12 protein-coding genes are annotated in these 14,467 nt (G+C 32.1%); 8 read left to right on the plus strand and 4 right to left on the minus strand.

Annotated elements, in window-relative coordinates:
- The 3 genes from VBY68_RS07610 to VBY68_RS07620 form a co-directional block, all read left to right on the plus strand.
- Positions 1-1,855 (plus strand): Ig-like domain-containing protein (locus tag VBY68_RS07610; RefSeq protein ID WP_415269373.1); only part of this gene is annotated, 1,855 nt, incomplete at its 5' end.
- Positions 1,856-1,865: 10 nt separating this feature from the next.
- Positions 1,866-2,786: a PorP/SprF family type IX secretion system membrane protein gene (locus VBY68_RS07615; RefSeq protein WP_415269374.1), complete on the plus strand. Its 921-nt coding sequence runs from the start codon at positions 1,866-1,868 to the stop codon at positions 2,784-2,786.
- 16 nt (positions 2,787-2,802) lie between these two features.
- Positions 2,803-4,716, plus strand: coding sequence for an OmpA family protein (locus VBY68_RS07620; RefSeq protein WP_125065978.1), 1,914 nt, complete (start codon positions 2,803-2,805; stop codon positions 4,714-4,716).
- A gap of 142 nt (positions 4,717-4,858) precedes the next feature.
- Here VBY68_RS07620 and VBY68_RS07625 read toward each other — a convergent pair whose 3' ends face one another.
- Positions 4,859-6,697, minus strand: a complete 1,839-nt coding sequence (locus VBY68_RS07625; RefSeq protein ID WP_415269375.1) for a hypothetical protein — start codon at positions 6,695-6,697, stop codon at positions 4,859-4,861.
- 498 nt (positions 6,698-7,195) lie between these two features.
- Positions 7,196-7,423 carry a helix-turn-helix domain-containing protein gene (locus VBY68_RS07630; RefSeq protein WP_099214612.1) on the minus strand — a complete coding sequence of 76 codons (228 nt, stop codon included), beginning with the start codon at positions 7,421-7,423 and terminating at the stop codon, positions 7,196-7,198.
- Between the two features lie 162 nt (positions 7,424-7,585).
- On the opposite strand from VBY68_RS07630, the gene VBY68_RS07635 reads away from it, so the two are divergent.
- The gene (locus VBY68_RS07635; protein WP_125065980.1) at positions 7,586-8,299 is read left to right on the plus strand and encodes a hypothetical protein; all 714 of its coding nucleotides are present in this window, start codon (positions 7,586-7,588) and stop codon (positions 8,297-8,299) included.
- Here the strand turns inward: VBY68_RS07635 and VBY68_RS07640 are convergent.
- The gene (locus VBY68_RS07640; RefSeq protein ID WP_125065981.1) at positions 8,296-9,582 is read right to left on the minus strand and encodes a tyrosine-type recombinase/integrase; all 1,287 of its coding nucleotides are present in this window, start codon (positions 9,580-9,582) and stop codon (positions 8,296-8,298) included. The two genes, VBY68_RS07635 and VBY68_RS07640, sit on opposite strands and share 4 nt — an antisense overlap.
- Before the next feature lie 543 nt (positions 9,583-10,125).
- Here VBY68_RS07640 and VBY68_RS07645 point away from each other — a divergent pair.
- Positions 10,126-10,713, plus strand: a complete 588-nt coding sequence (locus VBY68_RS07645; protein ID WP_415269376.1) for a hypothetical protein — start codon at positions 10,126-10,128, stop codon at positions 10,711-10,713.
- A 146-nt stretch (positions 10,714-10,859) separates the two neighbouring features.
- Complete coding sequence (locus VBY68_RS07650) at positions 10,860-11,861, plus strand: 2-hydroxyacid dehydrogenase (protein ID WP_415269377.1); 1,002 nt, start codon at positions 10,860-10,862, stop codon at positions 11,859-11,861.
- Positions 11,862-11,870: 9 nt separating this feature from the next.
- Here the strand turns inward: VBY68_RS07650 and VBY68_RS07655 are convergent, their stop codons facing one another.
- Positions 11,871-12,785, minus strand: coding sequence for a L,D-transpeptidase (locus tag VBY68_RS07655; RefSeq protein ID WP_415269378.1), 915 nt, complete (start codon positions 12,783-12,785; stop codon positions 11,871-11,873).
- A gap of 153 nt (positions 12,786-12,938) precedes the next feature.
- Between VBY68_RS07655 and VBY68_RS07660 the strand changes: the two genes are divergently transcribed.
- Both VBY68_RS07660 and VBY68_RS07665 read left to right on the plus strand, forming a co-directional pair.
- The gene (locus VBY68_RS07660; protein ID WP_028892235.1) at positions 12,939-13,721 is read left to right on the plus strand and encodes an MlaE family ABC transporter permease; all 783 of its coding nucleotides are present in this window, start codon (positions 12,939-12,941) and stop codon (positions 13,719-13,721) included.
- The gene (locus tag VBY68_RS07665) at positions 13,718-14,467 is read left to right on the plus strand and encodes an ABC transporter ATP-binding protein (RefSeq protein ID WP_415269379.1); all 750 of its coding nucleotides are present in this window, start codon (positions 13,718-13,720) and stop codon (positions 14,465-14,467) included. Before VBY68_RS07660 ends, VBY68_RS07665 begins: the two co-directional genes overlap by 4 nt.

Consider the following 14,467-nt stretch of genomic DNA (forward strand, 5'->3'; position numbering starts at 1 on the left):
TACAGGAAACATCATCCGTTGGGAGAGTTCTACCGATAACTTTACCACTGATACCGATATCGCCAATACCACCACTACCTTAACAGCGACCAACCTAACGGCTACCACACAATATCGTGCAGTAGTACAAAGTGGAGCGTGTGCGGAAGTGAGATCTGCAACTGCAACTATTACTGTAGGAGGAGTAGTTAACTTAGCTATAAATGATATCACCGCAGACAATATTGTCAATGCTGCAGAAGCAGGAACAACTATTCCAGTAAGCGGAACCGTAGGAGGCGACTTCAACACAGGCGACACCGTAACATTAACAATCAACGGAAACACCTATACCAGAACGGTAGATGCCAGTGGGAACTACAGCATTGATGTCCCAGGATCAGACTTAGCAGCCGACCCAGATATCACTGTAGAGGCTAGTTTCCTGTCATATGCAACTTGCTCCGCCAACACGAATCATGTTTATGATATAGACACGACCGCTCCAGTACCTACCATTAGTGTAGACAACATAACGGCAGACAATATTATCAATGCAGCAGAAGCAGGAACGAACATTCCAGTAACCGGAACAGTAGGAGGTGATTTTAATACAGGAGACACCGTAACCCTAACAATTAACGGGAATACCTATACCGGTACCGTAGACGCTAGTGGAAACTATAGCATCAGTGTCCCTGGTTCAGAATTAGCAGCCGACCCAGATACCACTGTAGAGGCAAGTGTTACGACAACAGATATTGCTGGAAATACTGCTTCAGCTACAGATGCTCATCTGTACAATGTAGATACCACAGCTCCTACCCTTTCTATTGTTATTGATGACATCACTCCAGACAATATCATTGACGCAACAGAAGCAGGAATGAACATTCCAGTAACCGGAACTGTAAGTGGAGATTTTAATACAGGAGACACGGTAACTCTAACAATCAACGGAAATACCTATACTGGTACCGTAGACGCTAGTGGAAATTACAGTATTAGTGTGCCAGGTTCAGAATTAGCAGCCGATCCTGATACCACTGTAGAAGCAAGTGTTACGACAATAGATACTACTGGAAATACTGCTTCAGCTACAGATACTCATCTATACAGTTTATTAGATTCTGATAATGATGGAGTTCCAGACATCACCGATATTGATGATGATAATGATGGAATTTTGGATATTGATGAAGGGGATGGCAACACAGATACTGATGAAGACGGGATTCCTGATAGTCTTGATAGCGATAGTGATAATGATGGAGTTCCTGATGTTATTGAAGGAAATGATAGTAATAGTGATGGAGTACCTGACAGCCTTCCTTCTGGCAATGATTCAGATGGAGATGGTTTGGATGATACTTATGACACAGATAACGGAGGCACTCCTGTAGACATTCCTGATAATGATGGAGATGGTATTCCAGATTTTCAAGATATTGATGATGATAACGACGGTATTAATACTTCAGATGAAAATCCCGGAGACCCTGACCCAACAACTAACGATGCTCTTGACACCGATGATAATGGTATTCCTGACTACCTAGACCCTAATACAAAACCCTGTGGTACTCCCTATAATATCATGACTCCTGGTAGTGATGGTGATAATGATATTTTCTTTATCTCTTGTGTAGATAGACCTGAATACAGTAACAATACTGTTGAAATCTTTAATAGATGGGGAAATACTGTATACAAAGCTTCTGGCTATAATAATAGAGATATTGTTTTTAAAGGGATATCTAATGGACGAACAACAATTAATGTTGATGAAAAATTACCTTCAGGCACCTATTTTTATGTTATCGATTTAGGTGATGGATCAAAACCAAAAGTAGGCTGGTTATACATTAATAGATAAAAAAAATAATATGAAATTAAAACACTTATGCACATTAATATTCCTAGTTCAAATATTAATAAATGCAAATGCTCAACAAGACCCTCAATACACCCAATATATGTATAACACAATGAGTGTAAACCCTGCATATGCTGGATCAAGCGGACATACTATAATAAATGCACTCGCAAGAACTCAATGGGTTGGTGTTGAAGGGGCTCCAAACACCCAAACATTAAGTTTTGACACTCCGTTAGGTTTTAGCGGAGTTGGACTAGGTATTAATCTAACTAACGATAGAATAGGGCCTGCTAATGAATTTTTTTTAGATATTAATGCTTCTTATACAGTTCGTACCAGTGATGAGGGTAATTTGGCTTTTGGATTAAAACTTGGAGGAAGGCATTTAAATGTTGACTGGAGCAAGGGGCTTGTTAAGGACAGAGATGATAAGAGCTTAACGGGTAATATTAATAAACTTTTACCAACCATTGGAGCAGGTATTTATTATTACACTTCCAACTGGTATTTAGGAGCTGCTATCCCTAACTTTATTAGTACTGATCATTATGATGATTCTAATAATGGAGGGGATATTGCAAAAGAACGAATACACTTATTTCTAATTGGTGGATATGTATTTAATTTAAACGAAAGTATTAAGTTTAAACCTGCATTTTTAACGAAAATTGTAAGTGGAGCACCTCTATCATTAGATGTATCTGCTAACTTTCTTTTCAATGAAAAATTTACAGCTGGTATCGCTTGGAGATGGGACGATTCTATTAGTGCTCTAATAGGTCTTCAAGCTTCCAGAAATTTACACATAGGATTGGCTTATGACCTCACCACCTCTAATTACAGCAACTACAACTCTGGAACCTATGAATTAATGATAAAGTGGGAAATTTTCAAAGAACCTGCAATGAAATCTCCTAGGTTTTTTTAAATTACATATAAATAAGATGAAAAAAGCAATATATTTTTTACTTATAATAGCATTTATACCGACCACTATTAGCGGTCAGCGAAAGTATGCTGCCAATAAGTATTTTGAAGAGTTTTCTTATAAAAAATCTGCTGAATTATATCAAACTATTTACAATAAAGGAGATAATTCTTATACTGTATTAAGTAGATTGGGAGATTCGTATTACTTTAATTTTGAGTACACTTTGGCAGAAAAAAACTATCAAGAGCTAATGAAATTATACGAAGACACTGCCAAACCCCAACATATATTTAGGTATGCTCAGGTTTTAAAAACCAATAGTAAGGTAAAAGAATCTGACAAATGGTTATTAAAGCTAAATAAAAATGATAGTCGAGTAAAAGCTCTAGAAGAAAATACTAATTATTTTGTTGAATACTCTAATCGAGACAAAACATATATAAATATTCACAACCTATCTAGCAACACTTCTTATTCAGACTTTGGAGGGTCTATTTATGGTAATTATTTATACTTTTCTTCAACTCAACCTAAAACAGAAAAAGACAAAAAACTCTATAGATGGAATAAACAACCATATTTAAACATTTATAAAGCAAAACAAAGTACCGACTCTATTAAAATTTTGGATGTAGAGAAACCTATCCTTCTTAAAGGGTTAAGCACTAAATATCACGAATCAAACATTGTTATTTCTAAAGATGGAAAAACAGCTTATTTTACTAGAGACAATTTTGATGGTAAGCGATTAGTTGGAGATGAAAATAATATTTCCCATCTTAAAATTTATAAGACTACTAAAAAAGGAAATATTTGGGGTGAGGTGAAAGAACTTCCTTTTAATAGTAATAATTTTTCTTGCGGACATCCCGCCCTCAGCCCTGACGAAAAAACACTTTACTTTGTTTCTGATATGCCTAACGGCTACGGAGGCACCGATATTTATAAAATAGCAATTTTGAAAAATGATGCTTTTGGAAAACCTGAAAACCTTGGTAAGACTATTAATACAGAAAGCAAAGAAATGTTTCCTTTTATAGGAAATGATAATGTTTTGTATTTTTCTTCTGATGGACATATTGGCTTAGGAGGTTTAGATGTTTTTGAGGTAAAAATCACGAATAACTCTTATACAAAACCAGTAAATTTAGGAAGCCCTGTAAATAGTCCTTTTGATGATTTTGCTTTCATTATTAACGACAAACATACTCAAGGTTACTTTTCTTCCAACAGAAAAGAAGGTAAGGGAGATGATGATATTTATAGTTTTAAAATATACGACTGTAAAGAGAATATTAAAGGAGTTATATCAGACTCAAGAACAGGTACACCTATTCCCAATGCTATCGTTCAGCTTATAAACAAACAAGGAAAGCCCATTTTGACTAAAACAACCAATAAAGATGGTAGTTATTTATTTGAAAAAGTAGATTGTGAAAAAAGTTTTGTAGTCGTTGCCTCAAAAAAAGATTACCGAAATTCTCAAAAAAACACAAAAACACTTGACATTAACAAAAGGTTAATTACTGAGAACATCCAACTTGAATCTTTAATAATAGATGATCAAATTATTATAAATCCTATTTACTTTGATTTTGACCTGTATAATATTCGTGAAGACGCCGAATATGAATTAGAACATATCGTTTCTGTATTAAAAGACAACCCTGATATAAGTTTAAGAATTGAGTCTCATACAGATAGTAGAGGATCGCAAACATATAATAAATTATTATCAGACAAAAGAGCCAAATCTACAAGAGACTATATATTATCAAGAGGTATTTCTTCTAAAAGAATAAAAAGTGCTATTGGTTATGGCGAAGAACAGCTGTTAAACAACTGTAATGACTTAAATCAAAATAAGTGTACCGAAAAAGAACACCAACTAAACAGAAGATCATATTTCTATATAGAAAAAAAGTAATTTGTATTAGTTAATTTATGAGTCATTCTAAAATCCATTGATAACATATTTTTAATTAAGTGTTTTAGTTTTATATAGAGTGTGTCTTAAAATAAGTTTACACATTTTTATGTTAATCTTAGTATAAGGTTACAACTTGCTTTTAAGTTCTGTTTTGATGTTTATGGGTTATCATAGTTGGCAATACTGACAGATAGCTATGTGGTAGGTTGGTTTGTACATAGGTATATAGCTGTTTTGCTGTATAATTGCCTTTTTCATATTTCTTGATGGCTGTTGTAATTTTCTTTTGATAGGTGGCTTTGCGTTTTCTTGCGTTTTCTTGCGTTTGTTGTTTCGCTTTTTCTATTGCCTTTTTTTCCTGATACTTTACATGGGTTTTCCATACTTTATGCAAGCCGAAAAAGCCTATTTCATGGGTTTGGGTACGTGTTTTATCAAAATACAACGAGGGATACAATGCGGTTACTTGTGATTTGATAAACCACTTGCGAGCAAATTCTAGTTTCCAACGGTATTCTTTGAGCTTTTGAATCAGGGTTGTCTTTTGAGTGATGTTTGTAAACAGTTCGTTGTTTAGATAATTGATGGCTTTTTTCCATTCACCTACATATACATTGTGCTGTTTCCACAGTTTTGCAGATGTTTTGATACAATCCTGTATTAAAATTGCCTTAAATTCTTCAGTCGTTACATTGGCGTAGAGTTCTATTTTTTGCAAATAGTCATAACGCAATCCTTTGTAATTATCATACACACCGTCTGCCAATTGTTGCGCTAGTTCTCTATCGTCTTGCAATCGAGCTAAAAAATTATGCGTAAGCGGGCTGTTTGTGCCTTGGCTTGGTTTTTCTTGCTTTAAAAAATCAGGCAACAGGGCTTTGACTGCTTCGGAAGTTTGGCGCGGGCGAGTGGTTGTTTTCTTACTTATCACTGTGGTGTTCTTGTAGAAGCCGTCCGCAGGACATATAAATTCTTCCTTTTGAAATCCTGTGTTATTTACACAGTCTTTTATTTTTTTTTCTTTTAATAAAAAGGTTCTAGTAGTATCATTATTATCTGGTAATTCTTTCCAGTTCTCCTGTTTAAAAAATTGGTTTTCAATTCTTTTGGGTTTTGGTGGATTTCCGTCTAAAATTGTTAGAATTTCAGGGTGAAAATTAACCGTTATGGGTTTGTACTGGTTAATATATGTATAGTTGATTAAGATGTTGGCTTCTCTAAGTCGTTTAATGTGGTTTTGCGCTGTCTTTTTGCAAATAGCAAGTCTTGGTATCTCTGCAATGGTGTGTGTCGCTAATTTGCGGTGGTCTATGGTTAGCTTTGGTAAGGCATTTTTTAAGACACTAGTTGGACGATTCATTTCTAAGAGATATGAATTGCGTTGTTTTAATTGGGCGATATAAAAGCCTACCAAGACATTAAATAAAAGCTCGGTGGTGTACTTGATGGTTGGTTTGCGCTTTTTTGCGATATAGTTTGCGTTTTTTTGCGCATTGAATTTTGCTACCCCTTTGTTGTAGATAGTAGCAAATTCACTACGGTGCTTCTTTGTAAAGTCTGCCACTTGTTGGGCTAGTGTTGGAGTATTGGGGCTTATGACCGTTTTGTTATATTCGGCTATAGCTTTGTTGTACTCGATAGCTTGTTGATTGTAAGTATGTACATATTGACGGTAGTTATCCATCGTGCTTTTCATAGCACTTCTATCTAAAAAAGGATAGTTGATATAGTTGTAGTGTTTACTTATCGCTTTTTCATACTCTTTTCCTTTTTTTAAGAGCAAATAACCGTGTTGGGTATTAAATTCCTCTACGGCTTTGTTATATTGCGCATCGTTTAGCTTATTGCGTTGCGCATTGTCTTTAAATAGCTTGATGGTTAGTTGGGTAATGGAATCCAACGTTGTGTTTTGTAAATACTCATGTACTTTTTGATTGTACAATCCTATCGCTGTGAGCGATGTATTATTTTTTTTCATATCTTCGTAGTTCTTAAAAGGTTCTGCGTCCTTGCAGAATTTTTTTCTTTTTCATAGCAATTTTTTAAACGGTTAGTGACAGCTAACCGTTTTTTGTACCTTTGTTTTTCTAATACTTAGTAAGTGCTTTTAACATTGCACAATATTTTTATAATACTAAGTTTTATGTTGTGAATATAAGTTTGGTGGTTAGTAAAGGAGCTAATCACTAAACTTTTTAGCCTATTGTTACAATATACTGTAAATCAATATTTTTTTCATAAATTGCATATGCGATAAAGATGTTTATAACACTACTTTAGTGTTATAAAAAACTAATCATTAAACTTTAATAAAAAGAGTAATTCATAATAAAATGGTTTACTCTTTTTTGCATCTTTAAAGCTTTTTTTTAAGTAACCCACAACCTGAATGTTGTGAGTTACTTACAATAAGTGCTTACTTATCGCTGTGGTGTTTTTGCGCTTTTTGCGTTTTTTTGCGCTTTCTTTTTCATGGTTATTGTTCAAAACTCTCTACTATCTTTTCTAAAAATTGAATTTTAGGGATATGGTATTTACCGTCTTGAAAGATTGCTTGAATGGTGTTTTTATGGATGCGGTTTTTAACCGTATTAGGGTGTACCTTTAAATACTTTGCGCAACCATCTACAGTAAGCATCGTATCATTGGCATTAAAAATGGTTAAGGCTTTAAGGTTTACTTTTAATAAGTCTGCTTGGGTCATATTCAATTTTTAAATTTTTGTGCTATTTTTTATTTTTTGCTCACAAATACCAATAATCTATCGTTAATTGTTATGTTTGTGGATAATTATGACACAAAAATAAAATCAATTGTCAACTTTTAGAATAAATTGTGGACAAAATAATTTAAAGAAATTGATAAGATGTTGAAAACCAGTTCGGAAATTTTACAGGAGTTATTAGACCATTTAGGTATCAAAGCAAACCGCTTATCAGTAGAGATTGGAGATAATAGCAATTCTCGTATCTACTATGTAAGAAATGGAAGAAGTAAAATAAGTCCAAAGCTTGCCAAAGCGATTACTAATAGATATAAAGAGATTAACTATATGTATTTGCTTACAGGAGAGGGGGAACTTGTCAACAAGGATACTATGGTCAATGCAAATGGAAATGTTTTTGTAGAAAAACCTGATGGTAGTTTTAACGTAACTACACGATTGATTCCTTTTGATGCCTATTCTTCTTTTTTAGAAACACTAGATGATGCAAATGTGATTTATGAATGGGAGGAAGTAACTTTTAATGTAGAGAAGTACGGTCGTGGTAATTACGAAGCGTTTAGGACTAAAAATGATAGTATGAACGGTGGCGGAATTAATGATACCCCTAATAGAGCTTTGGTGTTGGGTAGAGAACTTGGACGCCATCATTGGATGGATGGATTCAATCCTACTTTATACGGATGGATTATTCTTTCTAAGCAGAATGTTTTTCACAAGGATATTATCGGACTGGATAAAGAAAACGGGACGATTATTTGCCATAGTAGAAATAAAAGCCCCGAGTATTCAGATTTTGAGTTAGACCTTAATGAAGTGTATCAAATTTTTAAAGTGATTAAAAGAACGTTTTAACCCCAAGTAATATTCATATAATCAAATACAGAGTCTTGACTTGTTTTTTTATACTTGGCTAAAGTTTCTGTATTCCTTATCCCTGTAATTTTCATAATGATGTGGTCGGGCATTCCTTTTTCCGAAGATAATGTTATGAACGTTCTTCTCGCTGTGTGGCTGACTACCATTTTCCACTTTTCCTGATACTCAACTTCTTTTTTATTCCCTCTATGCGTAGTTTTCTTTACTATATTATTAATTTTAGCCCTCATACACACTTCCTTAATGTATGGATTAAATTTTTGTGTAGACATTTGAGGTATTTTCCAATCAAACCTATCCAATAATACCCTTAATTTATTATGCAAGGGAATAAAACTTTCTTTTTCTGTTTTATCTGCCCTTTTGATTATTATTTCTCCTTTTTTAGTTTGCACTATATCTTCTTTTTCAAAAACAGAATAATCCGAAAAGCGTTGTCCTGAATATACACCTATCAAAAAAATATCTCTAGCTCTCTGTAAAACTTCACTTCTTAAATAAACCCTTTCTATTTTCTTTATTTCTTCGTCTGTCAAATGAATATCATCGGTATCGTATTCATCAACTGGATTTGTTAATTCCTGAATTTCAATTTTATAATTTTTTCTTACCCATTTTAAAAATGTGAATAATAAATTAACATGCCTATATAATGTATTGTCTGATTGACCTACTTTTGGAACTATAGACTTTATTTCTTTAGCTTTTTTCTTATCTACCAAGTTCGGGAAATCACGTAAAAAACCGCAATAAGCATCTAACCAATTTTCGTTTAAATCTGTAAAAACTGTTTGCCTTTTCTTATAAACATCAAATAAGGTTATCTTATTCTTTAAATTGGTATATTTCTTCTTCCAATTATCCGACACTCCACCTCCTTTTTTCTTATTTTCAATAAATACTTCAATAGCATCTTTAACATTAAAAGGTATCTTATCATCCTTATAATTTGCATTAAATTTTTTCTCAAAAATTAGTTTTAAATCTTCTCTTGTTAAATGTCGGTTTTGAATTTTAAAATCAGAAATCGCATCTTCTAAATGTTTCCTATAATTATCCAAAACAAGAGCTATTTGTTTATTCTTTTTTCCAGATGCTCCACGTTTTAATTTTGGGTATCGGGCAGAGAAATCCCAATCCGCAGGAATTATTTTTTGTCCTGTACTGTATTTGAAGTTTTTCTTTTCAGCTTTTAAATGATAAATTAAATCAATTACTGTAGCTTTGTCTGACTTGGGTTGTTTAAGATAAAAATACATAATTACAATTTTTCCCAAATATAACAAAAAGGGAAAGAGAACGGGAAAGAAAAACTATTTTTAACTGTATTTACACAAAACAAAAACACACAACAAACCCTTGTAAAACCTATATTTTATTGGGTTTTTGAATTTTCACACACAACAACAAACAATTACTTCGAGTCCATGTGGGACCACCTTTAAAGCATCAACATTTAGTTGGTGCTTTTTTGTTTTTTACTAATTACTTAAAGGGGATTCTATTAATTTTTAATTTATCTTTTTTTCAATCATCTTCAAAACCAAAACCTACAGACAGCTCATTTTCAATACTCAAGAAATAAAAACACATATTTTTTTCGTATCTTTAAGTCACTCCTCGAAAATATTTTTTCTAAGAATAAATAAATTATCAATTTACTAGCGATTTAATTTTTACAACATAACCAACGTGTTGAATTAATCATCAACAAACAGATAGAATGAAACAAAACTAACATTTACAACTCTTCATTAGTTACAGCACTCTTAGTAAACCTTTATCGCGCAAACTTTATAGAGATGACTACTAAAGAAATCGAACTTAAAGAAAGTATAGGCTTGTTTGCTACAAAAAAAGAGCCCAGGAAGTCTTTCGCTACTTATCAAAGAAATCAAAATAAATTCTACCTCAGCACTTTAAACTTAATTGATAGAAAAGCAGCTATTATGTTAAAAGTAAACGCTACAATACTTTCAGCCTCTGTTATTTTCTTTAACTATATTACTGAAATTAACTTCGGTATTAAAATTGCCATTATTTTAATTATAACATCGTTTACATCTTTAATATTCTCCATATTAGCTTCTAAACCAAATAGCTTGGCTTTCTACAAGAGATTTAAAAAAGATGTTGTTTCTAAATACAAGAAAAGAGAAGAAAACCTTTTTATGATTGGTATGTCAAGCGGTAAAACTTTAGAAGAATATGAAAAAGCTTACAACAAAGTTTTAAATAGTCAAGAATTACAAATAGGGAATCAAGTTAGAACTATGTTTTTATTAGAAAAAGAAATGAAACGTGGGTATTTTTATTTAGAACTGGCCTATAGTAGTTTTTTAATAGGACTTCTTATTTTAATTATAGTGCTCTTTTTTGCTAATGTTTAAGTTTTTAATAAAAGTTTATATTCTTTCGTTTTCACTAAAAAAACTAAACGTTTTATGTTAAACTCACTCTTTTAAAATGACAAATATCATTGAAAACAAACCTATAAATCAATATTTTAGCTTCAACTTAATTAATTGTTTTTATCATGAAAGTACTTGTATATAGTTCCAAAAGTTTTGAAATACCTCACTTAAAAGAAGCAAATAAAGAGAAGTTTCAACTAACATTCATAAAAGAAGCTTTATCATTAAAAACAGTAACATTGGCTAAAGGGTATGATGCCATATCTATATTTGCAGCAGATGAAGCTGATTCCCTTATCATAAAAAAATTGGACAGTTTAGGAATTAAGTATATAACTTTAAGATCGGCAGGATACGACAATGTAGCTCTAAAAACTGCCTCAAACCTCAATATTAAGGTAGCTAATGTACCTGCTTATTCTCCTTATGCTATCGCTGAACATGCTACCGCGCTTTTGTTAGCTTTAGATAGAAAGTTGATTGAATCTAACAAACGTATTAGTAATTTTAATTTTGCTCAAGAAAACCTTATTGGTTTTGATTTAAACAATAAAACAATAGGCATTATTGGAACAGGAAAAATAGGCTCTGTTATGTGTAAAATTATGCATGGGTTTGGATGCAAATTATTGGGATATGATATTAAAGAAAATAAAGAGTTAGCGGATTCTTATCAGCTACAATATGTAACTTTAAATACTTTATGTAAAAAAGCAGATGTTATTTCTTTGCATACTCCTTTAACCACCGAAACTTATCACTTAATTAACAATGATTTAATCTCTAAAATGAAAGAAGGCGTCATAATTATCAATACAGCTAGAGGTGCCATTATAAATACAGAGCACATAATAGCAGGATTAGAAAACGGAAAGATTGGTGCTTTAGGTATTGATGTATACGAAAAAGAAAAAGGTATTTTTTTTAATAATAACTCTAAAAAAGCACAAAAGGATAATCTTTTAGTAAAATTAATAGCAATGCCAAACGTACTTATTACAGGTCATCATGCCTTTTTAACCTATGAAGCTATAACCAACATTGCTAATACCACCATTTATAATCTAAGCCGTTGGAACAACGGAAGAACAACAGAAAATGAACTCAGTTATAATACTTTTTAAATAAAAGGCTTATTTCTTATAAATGTTCTTTAAATACTTTTTACCTCCTTTTTTATCTAAAATTTCTAAATCGTATCTTATCTTTATTTTGGTGCCAATTGGCGCGTGGTAATAAATAACCCAAGCATCAGCCTCTTTTGTTCCTATACAACCATTAGAATATGCCTTTCCTAAAGTTATGGGATTAGTTGTTGGATGTATCATTTGACCATTACGCAAACCATTTATCTCGGTTTCAATAAAAGGAATTTGAGGTAACTTAGTTATTTTATTATCATCTCTTCTTGTTGTTAAATATTCAAGATTATTTACTGGATTTACATATCGCGGCTTACGTTCATAATTTATAATAAAACCTTTCCCTGTTTTGGTTTTTAAATCCTCAACCCTATCAGACATTTTTAAGTACTTTTTTTCATTTCTCCCTACTCTTACAGGAAAATCATACAATTTTAAAGAATCTTCATATATTCTAAGTTTAAATTCAGGAATATTAATATCTATTCTAGTTTTCTGAAAAGAATCAAGCATCTCTTTTGCGGTTATAGAATCAGGAATAATTATCGATGCTCCTTTTGGCAATACAATCATTTTTTTTTGACTAAAAACAAAAGAATCTAAAGCTTTCTTTCGATAATAATCGGTATTTTGAAGTGTATCTATTATCCAAGAATTAGTTCGAACTAAAAGATGTTCAGTCAATTTATATGATACTAAAGAATCATACCTTTCAACAATGGAGTCTAAGTACTCAAAGTAGTTTTCTACAATAATATTACGATCAATTTTTACCTTAATAGGTAAAATAGATTGAACCAAAACTTTAGTACTCATCCTTTCTTCCTCTCTTTTCTTTTCGGGATAGTATTCTTTTAAAACAATCAAAAAGATAAGAACTAAAGCCAATTTAATAATCTTAAGCATTTTCAAGTTTTGTTTGTGTTTACATATTTCGTAATAAAGATATGTTTATAGTTAGAGATTTTAGATGATAATTATCATTTTTATAGTATAATTTTCATTATTTTTAATAATAATTAATTGATATACATTCAATTACAACATTAAACTCAATTTATGCTACGTTTTAATTTAATGATTAAGCAGTTGAAATCTTTTTTTATAGAAACTGGTGAGTTAGCTTTTTTTACCGCTCGTTTCTTTAGAGAGGCTTTTAAACGACCTTTTGAGTTTAAGGAGTTAATGTTGCAATGTTATCAAATAGGTTATCGTTCGTTACTATTAGTTAGTATTACTGGTTTTATAATAGGTTTGGTTCTTACTTTGCAAACTCGCCCAACTTTAATGGAATTTGGTGCTGTATCTTGGATGCCTTCTATGGTTGGTATTTCAATTATAAGAGAAATAGGCCCTATCATCACTGCTTTAGTATGTGCAGGAAAAATAGGTTCTGGTATTAGCGCCGAATTAGGTTCTATGCGTGTTACCGAACAAATAGATGCTATGGAAGTTTCTGGCATAAATCCTTTTAAATACTTAGTAGTTACTCGAGTTTTAGCCGTTACTCTCATGCTCCCTTTACTAGTAATTATAGCTGACACTGTTGCTTTGTTTGGGTCTTTTTTAGTTGAAAGCACAAAAGGAGATGTCTCTTTTATTTTGTATTTTAATCAAGTATTTGATGCTATAAAGTTTGGAGACGTAGTTCCAGCTACAATAAAGTCGTTTTTCTTTGGAGCTGCAATAGGAATTATTGGTTGCTTTAAGGGGTATAACTGTAAAAAAGGAACCGCTGGTGTTGGTAAAGCTACAAACACAGCTGTAGTAACTGCTTCTTTATTACTTTTTATTATTGATTTTATAGCTGTTTTTGTAACTGATATCTTTTTTGAATTATGACAAATACCCTTAAGAAAAAAGTAGTTCTAGAAATTAAAGACTTATACAAAGCCTTTGGAGATAACCATGTGCTTAATGGGTTTAATATGCAGCTTTATGAAGGCGAAAATTTAGTAGTCATGGGAAAATCAGGGTCTGGAAAATCGGTTATGATTAAATGTTTAGTAGGATTAATGGAAGCTGATAAAGGTATTATTTCAGTGATGCATCATGATATAACTAAACTAGACCAAGAAGCATTAGATATTTTACGTACCGACATAGGTTTTCTATTTCAAGGTAGTGCGCTATATGACTCTATGACTGTCCGTGAAAATTTAGAATTTCCATTGCGAGGCCGTACAAGAAAAAATAAAAAATTAATTGATACTGAAAAACTGGTTATTGAAGCTTTAGACAATGTTGGATTGACACACACAATAGACATGATGCCTTCTGAATTGTCTGGAGGTATGAAACGACGAATTGCTTTAGCACGAACCCTTATTTTACAGCCAAAAATTATTTTATATGACGAACCTACAAGTGGACTGGACCCTATTACTGCGAAAGAAATTATTATCTTAATGCAAAATATTCAAAAAAAATACAATACCTCGTCACTTATTATTACTCACGATGTTGATTGTGCTCGAGTTATTTCAGATAGAATGATATTACTTATTGATGGCATCGACTATGCTACAGGAACATTTAAAGAATTATCTAACTCTGAAGACCCAAAGATTAAAGCTTTTTTTAAATAG

Source organism: Tenacibaculum ascidiaceicola, assembly GCF_047470925.1.
Classification (GTDB): domain Bacteria; phylum Bacteroidota; class Bacteroidia; order Flavobacteriales; family Flavobacteriaceae; genus Polaribacter; species Polaribacter discolor.